Annotated in this window: 10 protein-coding genes; 9 read left to right on the forward strand and 1 reads right to left on the reverse strand. The window is 69.7% G+C overall.

Going from position 1 to position 9835, the window contains the following annotated elements:
- Positions 1-15: 15 nt before the first annotated feature.
- Positions 16-1059 carry a zinc-dependent alcohol dehydrogenase gene (locus ACI79P_RS17940; RefSeq protein ID WP_456582419.1) on the reverse strand — a complete coding sequence of 348 codons (1044 nt, stop codon included), beginning with the start codon at positions 1057-1059 and terminating at the stop codon, positions 16-18.
- 176 nt (positions 1060-1235) lie between these two features.
- On the opposite strand from ACI79P_RS17940, the gene ACI79P_RS17945 reads away from it, so the two are divergent.
- The 9 genes from ACI79P_RS17945 (at position 1236) to ACI79P_RS17985 (ending at position 9247) form a co-directional block, all read left to right on the forward strand.
- Entirely contained in the window at positions 1236-2249 is a 1014-nt protein-coding gene (locus ACI79P_RS17945; protein WP_456582420.1) for a TRAP transporter substrate-binding protein, read from the forward strand.
- Positions 2250-2281: 32 nt separating this feature from the next.
- A complete protein-coding gene (locus tag ACI79P_RS17950) occupies positions 2282-2797 on the forward strand; it encodes a TRAP transporter small permease (protein WP_456582421.1) in 516 nt (171 codons plus the stop codon).
- The gene (locus ACI79P_RS17955; protein ID WP_456582422.1) at positions 2794-4104 is read left to right on the forward strand and encodes a TRAP transporter large permease; all 1311 of its coding nucleotides are present in this window, start codon (positions 2794-2796) and stop codon (positions 4102-4104) included. The genes ACI79P_RS17950 and ACI79P_RS17955 overlap by 4 nt, the downstream gene beginning before the upstream one ends.
- Before the next feature lie 44 nt (positions 4105-4148).
- Positions 4149-4973, forward strand: a complete 825-nt coding sequence (gene kduI / locus ACI79P_RS17960; protein ID WP_456582423.1) for a 5-dehydro-4-deoxy-D-glucuronate isomerase — start codon at positions 4149-4151, stop codon at positions 4971-4973.
- Positions 4974-5017: 44 nt separating this feature from the next.
- Positions 5018-5797 carry an IclR family transcriptional regulator gene (locus ACI79P_RS17965; protein WP_456582424.1) on the forward strand — a complete coding sequence of 260 codons (780 nt, stop codon included), beginning with the start codon at positions 5018-5020 and terminating at the stop codon, positions 5795-5797.
- An 882-nt stretch (positions 5798-6679) separates the two neighbouring features.
- Entirely contained in the window at positions 6680-7276 is a 597-nt protein-coding gene (locus ACI79P_RS17970) for a 2-oxo acid dehydrogenase subunit E2 (RefSeq protein WP_456582425.1), read from the forward strand.
- A complete protein-coding gene (locus ACI79P_RS17975; RefSeq protein ID WP_456582426.1) occupies positions 7252-7449 on the forward strand; it encodes a 2-oxo acid dehydrogenase subunit E2 in 198 nt (65 codons plus the stop codon). Before ACI79P_RS17970 ends, ACI79P_RS17975 begins: the two co-directional genes overlap by 25 nt.
- Before the next feature lie 346 nt (positions 7450-7795).
- Positions 7796-8911, forward strand: coding sequence for an AI-2E family transporter (locus ACI79P_RS17980; RefSeq protein ID WP_456582429.1), 1116 nt, complete (start codon positions 7796-7798; stop codon positions 8909-8911).
- Positions 8912-8917: 6 nt separating this feature from the next.
- A complete protein-coding gene (locus ACI79P_RS17985) occupies positions 8918-9247 on the forward strand; it encodes a PGPGW domain-containing protein (protein ID WP_456582427.1) in 330 nt (109 codons plus the stop codon).
- Positions 9248-9835: the final 588 nt, after the last annotated feature.

Consider the following 9835-nt stretch of genomic DNA (forward strand, 5'->3'; position numbering starts at 1 on the left):
GTCGGTGCGAAGCGGTCAGTGCTGCACATCGATGAGGACCTTCATCGACTCGGCGCGGCCGAGGCTCTCGAATGCTTCGGCAGTGCGGTCGAGCGGCACGGTCGCGCTGATCAGCTCGTCGGCGGGGATCGCTCCCCGCTCGATCAGGGCGATCGCGTGCTCGAAGTCCTCGCGCTCGTACACCCGTGCGCCGAGCAGCTCGAGCTCGCGCCAGAAGACCCGGTGCAGATCGATCGGCACGGGGCGTGGGTGGATCGCGACCATGACGACACGACCCCGGGTGCGGGCGTGCGCCGTGGCCTCCAGTGCCGTCGCGGCGACGCCGGCGACCTCGAACACGACGTCGGCTCCCGCACCGGCCGTCAGCTCCTGCACGCGGGAGCCGAGGTCCTCGTTGACCGGGTCGACGACGGTCGCGCCGTGCCGGGCGGCGAAGGCGCGACGGTCGGCGTTGGGCTCGCTCAGGACGACGTGCGCGCCGGCCTGTGCGGCGACCAGGCCGATCAGCTGACCGATCGGCCCGCCGCCGATGATGAGCGCCGTCTCGCCCTCGGCCAGACGTGAACGGCGCACGTCGTGCGCGGCGACCGCGAGCGGCTCGACCAGAGCGGCGTGCTGCAGCGACACCTCGCTGGGGAGGGGGACGACGATCGACTCGGGCACCGTCCACAGCTCCTGCATCGCGCCGGTGGTCTCGATGCCGACGAAGGCGAGGCGGTGGCAGATGTGCTGGTGGCCCGCGCGGCAGGCGGGGCAGTCGCCACACCAGTCCAGGGGCATGACGGTGACGGAGTCACCGGGGACCACGCTCTGGACCCCGTCGCCGACGGCCTCGACGGTGCCGCTCATCTCGTGACCGATCGCCTGCGGCGGGCTCACCCGGTGGTCCATGTCGCCGTGCAGGATGTGCAGGTCCGTGCCGCAGATGCCGCAGTACGCCACGCGGATCTGCACGTGACCCGGTCGCGGTCCCGCGACGGCGTTGTCCATCACCTCGATGCGGCCCGCGCCCGTGTATGCGGCGGCTCGCCCTCCGCCCGTGTACTCGCCAGTTCCCACCACGTCACCTCTCCGAGCGCCGTCGACAGACGCGATGCCACGCTGCCGCTCGAGAAAGTGGAACACAGTTCCGCAGAAAGTTCCATGTGGCGAAACTGTGTTCCGTCTGCGTAGAGTGGCCCGAGGTCGAAGCGCCGGCGCGCAGGTGCCCGGTGTCAACTCAAAGAGGAGTCCCCATGCTTGTGCGCAAGCGCATCGCGAGCGTCGTCGCGACCGGAGCGGTCGTCACCCTCACCCTGGCGGGCTGCGGCTCCGATTCCGGTGAGGGCGGCGGCGGAGACACCCAGGTGTTCCGCGTCGCCTTCAACCAGAACGAGGCGCACCCCCAGGCTCAGGCGATCCTCGAGCTCTCCGAGAAGCTCGAGGAGCAGACCGACGGCCGCTACCGGCTCGAGCTGTTCCCCGACGGCACGCTGGGCGCACAGGAAGCCACCATCGAGCAGGTCCAGTCGGGCACCATCGACTTCGCCTTCGTCGCCGGCTCGCTGCTCGAGAGCCTCGAGCCCGACTTCTCGGTGGTCAACCTGCCGTACGTCTACGAATCGCCCGAGCACCAGCTCGAGGTGCTCAACGACCAGGAGATCGTCGGCGAGCTCTACGACTCGCTCGCACAGGACAACATCGAGGTGCTCGCCGCCTACCACGGTGGTGTGCGCAACGTGTACACCGACAAGCCGGTGGAGACGCCCGAGGACCTCGCTGCTCTCAAGATCCGGGTGATCGGCTCGGACACGAACGTCCGCATGATGGAGCTCATGGGCGGGGTCGGCACCCCGATGGCCCAGGACGAGGTGTACACCGCGATCCAGTCGGGCGTCATCGACGGCGGCGAGAACAACGAGCTCATCTACTCGTCGCTCTCGCACGACGAGATCGCGCCGTACTACTCCTACACCGAGCACCTGATGATGCCCGACTACCTCATCGCGAGCCCCAACGCGTGGAACTCGCTCGACGACGAGACCAAGGAGATCTTCGAGGAGCTGCTCGCCGAGTCGATCGACACCGAGCTCGCCGCCTTCGGCGACGCCGTCGAGACCGCGAAGACCGAAGCCGAAGAGGCCGGCGCGACGTTCGTCGAAGCGGATGCCGACGCCTTCCGTGAAGCGGTGCTCCCGCTCCACGACGAGCTGGTGACGACCGACCGTCAGCAGCAGATCTACGACGCCATCGAAGCCGCTCGCGGCTGACCGCGGCCGTCCCCTCCAACCGGAGGAAGTCCATGACCGTCGTCCGCCGCTGGCTCGATCGCACGCTGCGAGCCGTCTGCGTCGTCCTGTTCGCCGTGCTCGTGCTCCTCGTGGTCTGGCAGGTCTTCACCCGGCTCGTCCTGAGCGCACCGAGTGCGTGGAGTGAGGAAGCCGCGCGCTACACCTTCGTCTGGGTCAGCCTGATCGGCATCTCCATCGCGATCGGCGAGAAGGCGGACGTGGTCATGGACTTCCTCGTCGAGAAGCTGCCGGTCTTCTGGCAGCGGATCGTCGACATCCTCGCCTACCTCATGGTGCTGGCCTTCGTCGGCTACGTGATGCTCTTCGGCGGCATCGAGCAGTCGATGACGGCATGGGCGCAGACGAACCCGCTGCTGCCCCTCACGCAGGGCCAGCTCTCGCTCGCGCTGCCCATCTCGGGAGCGTTGATCACCTTCTACCTGGCCCTGCACATCGCCCACGCCCTGTCTCGCGACTTCACGGGACGCGAGGGCTTCCACGAGGACCCGAAGGCGGCGACCGCATGATCGATCCACTCGTCATCGGGCTGATCCTGATCGCGGGCCTCGTCGTCCTCCTCGCCATCGGGGCCCCGGTCTCGATCGCGATCGGTCTGCCCTCGACCGTCTGCCTCATGCTCGTAGCGGGCTTCGACAACGGCGCCATCACCTCCGCCCAGCAGATGCTGCGCGGCGCGAACTCGTTCGCCCTGCTGGCGATTCCCTTCTTCGTGCTGGCCGGCGTCATCATGAACACCGGTGGGATAGCCGAGAGGCTGGTGAACCTCGCCCGCGCGCTCGTCGGGCGCGCACCGGCCTCCCTCATGCAGAGCAACGTGATCGCCAACACGATCTTCGGCACCGTGTCGGGCTCGGCGGTGGCCACCGCGGCCGCGGTCGGCTCGACCATGACGCCGATGCTCCGGCGCAGCGGATACGAACCCGCCATGTCGGCCGCGACGAACGTCAGCTCCGCACCGGCGGGGATGCTGATCCCGCCCAGCAACACGCTCATCATCTACTCACTGGCCGCCGGTGGTACCTCCGTGGGGGCGCTGTTCCTCGCCGGCTACATCCCCGGTGCCCTGTGGGCCATCTCCTGTGCGGGCGTCGTCTACTTCTACGCGCGCCGTCACCCGGAGTTGAAGGGCCAGCCGTTCCCCGGCTGGGGCGTCTTCTTCGCCACCGTGCTGCAGGCCCTGCCCTCGCTGGGTCTCATCGTGGTCGTCATCGGCGGTATCGTCGCCGGCTTCTTCACCCCCACCGAGGGCGCGGTCATCGCGGTCGTCTATGCGCTCGTGCTGTCGTTCATCTACCGCACCATCAAGGTGCGCGACCTCGACCGCATCCTGTACGACGCCTGCCGCACGAGCGCGATCGTGATCTTCCTGATCGCGGTGTCCTCGATCATGGGCTACATCCTCACCTACGCGCGGCTGCCGCAGCTGATCGCCGAGTCGCTGTTCGGATGGACCGACTCCAAGGTCGTCGTGCTGTTGATCATGATGCTCGTGCTCCTGGTCATCGGCATCCCGCTCGACCCGACGCCGGCGCTGCTGATCTTCGTGCCGATCTTCCTGCCGATCGCCGTCTCCTACGGCGTCGATCCCGTGCACTTCGGCATCATGATGGTCTTCAACCTGTCGATCGCCGTGATCTCGCCGCCCTCCGCGCCGGTGCTGTTCGTCGGCACCCAGGTGGCCAAGACGAGGCTCGAGCCGGTCATCAGGCGCATGGTGCCCTTCCTCGTCGTGCTGATCGTCATGCTCTTCTTCGTCGTCTTCGTACCCGACCTGTCGCTGTGGCTGCCGCGCCTGGCCGGCCTCGTCGAGTGACGCACCATCCGACAACATCTCAAGGAGACGCAGTGCCTTCGTCGATGCGCGGCCCAGTCGCCGCGGAGCAGATCCCCGGGTTCTCGCAGCAGGAGCTGCGCGACCGGTTCCTGATCGAGGACCTGCTGGTCGCCGGTCGCCAGGTCGCCATCCCCACGCACTACGACCGCGTGGTCGCCGTCGGCGTCGTGCCCACCGACGCCGAGATCGAGCTCACTCCCATCCCGGAGATCCGCTCGGAGCACTTCCTCGATCACCGCGAGATCGGCATCGTCAACGTGGGTGGGCCCGGCAGCATCCGTGCGGGCGGTGAGACCTACCCGATGGAGCGCGAGGCGGTGCTGTACCTCGGCCGCGGCACGCGCGACGTCGTCTTCGCCTCCGACTCCGCCGACGACCCGGCGAAGTACTACGGCTTCTCGGCGCCGGCGCACACCGAGTACCCGTCCCAGTTGGGTCGCCCCGGGGAGGGCACGGTGCGCGAGCTCGGCGACCAGCTGACCTCCAACCGCCGGTCGCTGCGCCAGGTCATCCACGAGAACGGCATCCGCAGCTGCCAGATCGTCATGGGCGTCACGCGCCTGCACCCGGGCAACATGTGGAACACGATGCCGGCGCACACGCACGAGCGCCGTACCGAGTTCTACCTGTACTTCGACGTGCCCGAAGAGGCGCGGGTGCTGCACTTGATGGGCGAGCCGAGCGAGTCGCGCCATATGCTCGTTGCCAACGAGCAGGCGATCATGTCGCCGAGCTGGTCGATCCACTCGGGTGTCGGCTCGCAGGCATATGCCTTCGTCTGGGCCATGGCCGGCGAGAACCAGTCGTTCGACGACATGGATCACGTGCAGATCACCGAGCTGACCTGACGAGCGAGCGAGTACACGAGATGAGTGCAAGCGGAGAAGCCAGGGTGGAGCTGCTGAGCGATCGGCGGGAGTCGCCCTCGAACGCCTCCCACAAGCTGCTCCAGGTGCTCGAGGCGGCGCTGGTGCACGAGCGCTTCACCGACATCGTGGAGCACACGGGCCTTGCCAAGTCGACGGTGCACCGTCTCGTCGCGACCCTCGTGGAGGAGGGGTTCATCTCCGGGGACGCCGAGCACGGGTACCGGGCGGGCCCGCGCTTCATGTCGTTGGCGGGCCGCGTGCTCACCGAGACCGACATCACCCGCGTCGCCCAGCCCGTGGTCGACCGTCTCGTCGCCGAGGTCGACTGCACGGTCCACGTCGGAGTCCGGGCGGGCGACGAGATGGTCTACGTCATTCGCACCGACTCGTCGAAGCCCTACCGCATGCGCTCGCGCATCGGCCTGGCGATCCCCATGCACTCGACCGGCATGGGGAAAGCCGTGATGGCCACCTGGACCGACGACCAGGTCGACGACTACGCCGAGCGCACCGGACTGCCGTCGCGCACGGCCGCGACCGTTCGCGATGTCGCCTCGCTCCGCAGCGTGCTCCGGGTCGTGCGTGAGCGGGGCTTCGCGGTCGACCTGGGCGAGAACGAAGAAGGCACCGTCTGCGTGGCGGCGGCGATATTCGACAGCACGGGCCGGGCCACGCACGGACTGTCGATCTCGTCGATCGCCCTCGAGCATCCCGGATCGTCCATCGAAGGACTGGCCCCGCAGGCCATGGCTGCCGCCGCCGAGATCTCGCGGCTGCTGGGTGCCCCGCGGCGTCTGACGTAACTCGCGCAGGCCACCCGGTGCCGTCCAGCAGGAGGTGGGCGGTCCTCGGGTCGGGGGGTGTCAGTCCGGGCTTCCTGACCGGGCTGAAGGGGTCTCTGGCCGCCCTGTGACCGGTGTTGGTCCCGGGACTCCCTGCGTGGTCCGCCTCTGACCGGCCAGCGCCGGAGAACAGCGGTGAGACGGCGGCACAGCGGACCGCCTGATCGGCGAAGCCACGCCGGGGGAGGGGGGCGGCGCTGGTCGCAGTCATCCGCAGGTCATCGACCAACGTGGGGTCGGCGGCCGAACCGCCGACCTGCGGCCGGGCTGGCAACCTGTTGACCTGCCGTCTGTGGTGGGGCGGGTGGGGCTCGAACCCACGACCCAGGGATTATGAGTCGGGCGCACCAGGTGTCGGCTGCGATTCGTCTTGACCGGCCGGGTCCGTTCCTGCATGTCAGACGCTTGCCGCGGTCCGCGCTGGTTCGTTGGTGGCCCGCGGTCGTCGGCGCGTTCGTGCCCACCCTGTGCCCCTCGGGACCAACCGGCCGGATGACAGCGCCGTCACGCACACGCACCCCATGGCCTCAACCCCGACGTCGACCTCCTGCCCGAGCCGAGGATGCCGTGCCCCTCGCGCGGGTCCTCGCGCACCCGGCGGGCAGGCGGCGGACCACGAGCTGGCAGCGGTCCCGGCGTGTCACACCCACCGGGGAAGTTCGCCGCCGGGCCGTCGACGGAGACGGGACGGCGATGGATGCGGCGCGTGCGGCCTCCGCGGTGGCCTTCTCCATGGTGGGAGTCCGGCTCAGATGAGCCCGGCCGGGCTTCCGGGCTGGCACTGAGCGGCGCCGCATGACGGGCCGGCCGCTGCCGGCCCGCCCTGCAGGGCAGGCTGGTCCCATGTCCGGCCCTGGTCGTTTCCGCGGCGTCGACGTGCGGCCCTTTCCGTCCAGCCGACGTGCGGTCACCGCCGCGGTCCGGGCCGGGCGCCGCATCTTCCCCATGCACGGCCTGCTGGACGTCGACGTCACCCAGGTCCGCCGCCTACTCACCTCCTACGAGCCGCCGCTTTCTATGACCGCCTACGTCGTCGCCGCGGTGGCCCGGGCCGTGTCCGCGCATCCGGAGGTGCACGCCTACCGCGACTGGCGCGGCCGACTGGTGCGGCACCGCCACGTCGACGTGCAGACCCTCGTCGAGGTGCCGACCCCGCAGGGGCCGTTCGGGCTGGTGCACGTCGTGCGGGACGCCGACATCCGAGGCGTTGCCGACATCACCACCGAGCTGCGCGGGGTCAAGGCCGACTTGGCCTCGACCGGAACCGGGCGGGCGCCCGGGGTGTTCCCCGTGATGTATGCGGTGATGAGCCGCTCGGTCCGCGCCCACCAGCTCGCCGGCACCGTTCAGGTGACCGCCGTCGGGATGTACGCAGGCGGCGGCGGCTTGCCATCGCCCCACCGACCCTCGCCTCCGTGTCGGTCGTCGTGGGTGGGGTGAGCCGGCGCCCCCGGGTCGTCGGCGACGCGGTCGCCGTGCGGGACGTTCTCGACCTCACCGTGACCATCGACCACAACATCGTTGACGGCGCACCCGCCACCCGCTTCGGTGCCGACCTGCGACGTCGCATGGAGCGCCCGACGGCCGACCTCGGTCTCGGCTCCACCACCTGACGGCCGCTTACGCCCGGCAATCTCACTGTGACCGGTGAACCGACGCCCCGCACGCGAGCGCCGAGCCATTTGCGGTGTGAGGCTGTGCCACGTCCTGGCCGTCGAGCTCGGAGGCACCCGTGGGAGACCCCCGTTCATCCGCCGACGGCGACGGGCACAGAGGGAGCGCGGGAGTGCTCGCCCTGGACCTCCGGCACCACCTCGTGATGCACGGCCGCACGCCGGGACGCAGCGAGCAAGCTCTATCCGAGCCGACCGGGGTGGGCTGGTGCCCGGCCGACCTGTGCGCCGGGGACGTCGCGCAGTGACGTCGCTCCCTGGGCGTCAGAGCCGGCCGCCAGTGCCGGTGCGGACCATTCTCGCCACCATCGGCCTAGTCCTCGCAGCAGCCTTGGCGCTGTACCTCGTCATCGAGACGCGACAGGTGTTGACGTGGATAGTGGTCGCCGCCTTCTTCGCCGTTGCCCTCCACCCGTCGGCTGCCTGGGTGCAGCGGCGGATTCTCGGCGGCCGAAGGCCGGCCCTGGCGACGTTCATCGTGTTCCTGGTCGTGGTGGTAGCTCTGGCCGGGCTCGTCACCGCCTTCGTCGTCCCGTTGGCCGAGCAGGCAACCAGGTTCGCCGGTCAGCTTCCCGACCTGGTTGGCGAGGCCCGCGCCGGGCGTGGTCCGGTCGGGCGACTGCTGGAGCGCACCAACGTCCTGGAGTGGGTGGAGAACAACCAGGACCGGATCGATTCCTTCGTTAACGGCCTCACCGCCCCCGCGGCGGGTGTTCTGCGCGGCGTGGCGACGGGCATCGCCGGGGCAGTCACTGTCTTCGTGCTGGCCTACCTGATGGTGCTGGAGGGCCCGAGGGTCGTCGACGGCGCGACGAGCATCTTCGCCCCCGCCACGGCTGCGCGAATCCGCCGGGTCGGTGCCGACTGCGCCCGGTCGGTGACCGGGTACATCTCCGGCAATCTGCTGGTTAGCGTTATCTGCGGATCCGTCACCTACGTCGTACTGCTGATCCTCGGAATCCCCTTCGCCGGCCTCATCGCGCTCTTCGTGGGCCTCGCCGACCTGGTTCCACTGGTGGGCGCGACCCTCGGCGGGGCCGTGGCCGTACTCGCCGGCTTCCTGTACTCGACGACCGCAGGCATCGTCCTGCTGGTGTTCTTCGTGATCTACCAGCAGATGGAGAACCACCTGCTGCAGCCGTTGATCTACGCCCGCACCGTCAAGCTCAACCCGCTCACCGTCATCATCGCGATCCTCCTCGGGGTCGAGCTCCTCGGAGTGCTCGGTGCGCTGCTGGCGATTCCTGTCGCCGGCATGATCCAGGTCGTGCTCCGGGACGTCTGGGACGACCGCCGAGGCCAGCTCAAGGAGGAGCCCACCGTGGGGGAGGAGCGGCGGCCGGCGCTCGCCCCGGACGGCGCCGGCCAAGGGGAACCGAGTCCGCCCGCAGCTGGGAGATGAGCGGGCATGACCCGGTGTGAGGTTGGGCGCCACCGTGGGACGAAGACCGCCGCGATCGCCGTCGTCGGCGGCCTGCTCACCCTCGCCGGCATCGGGCTGCTCGTCCTCCCCGGGCCGGGCTTCCTGCTGGTAGCCGGGGGCCTCGCGGTCCTGGCCACCGGTTCGCCTGGGCCCCGCAGACCGCTGGACTATGCGAAGGACAAGGCGCAGGAGGGGTCAACGAAAGTCGGTCGGAGCCCGTGGCGGGCGAACGTGGCACTCCTCACGGCCCTCGCCCTGGTGGCCGGCGGCGTGCTCCCGCTCTTCGGCATCGACCTGCCTTTCGTCAACACTTAAGCGCCGTCGTCCTGATCGCCTCCGGCTGGTCCTGATCGGCACCGTCGTCGTCGCCCGCCACCTGGAGGCGGTCCGGCAGGCCCGGGCCCATCGCCGGGCCCATCGCCGGGCCGGCGCTCCCCAGGGCGGCGGCGCCTACCGCGCGGAGACCCCCACGCCGGCTGATCAGCGCGCGCAGCACCCGGGCGTTCCAGTCGCCAGTCGCGCTGGCCCGGCTCAATTACGAAGCCGTACGCGGTGGGTGCCAAGAGGGATGGCTGCCAGGCGATCGGCGGCATGTAGTCAGGGGCGGTCATTGACCAGCCCCCGGGCATCTCGCGGCGCGTCCGCGGCTTCGCCGTCGCTCGACCAGCGGGCGCCACGAATCCGCGTGACCACGCCCCTCCCTCCATCTCAGGCATGTCGGAGCACCAGCACCTGTGCGTGGATGTCCGGGTTCTCCCGCGCCGCGACGACAAAGGTGTGTCCCGCGCCGGGTTCAGTGGAGGCTCTGAACTGACGCTCCGGCGGGTGTCGGGGCGGGGTTGTGACGGTAGTAGGTGCCCTCGTACTCGGCGGACGGGATCAGGCCGATCTCGCCGTGCAGTC

It is taken from the genome of Blastococcus sp. SYSU DS0510, assembly GCF_054050835.1.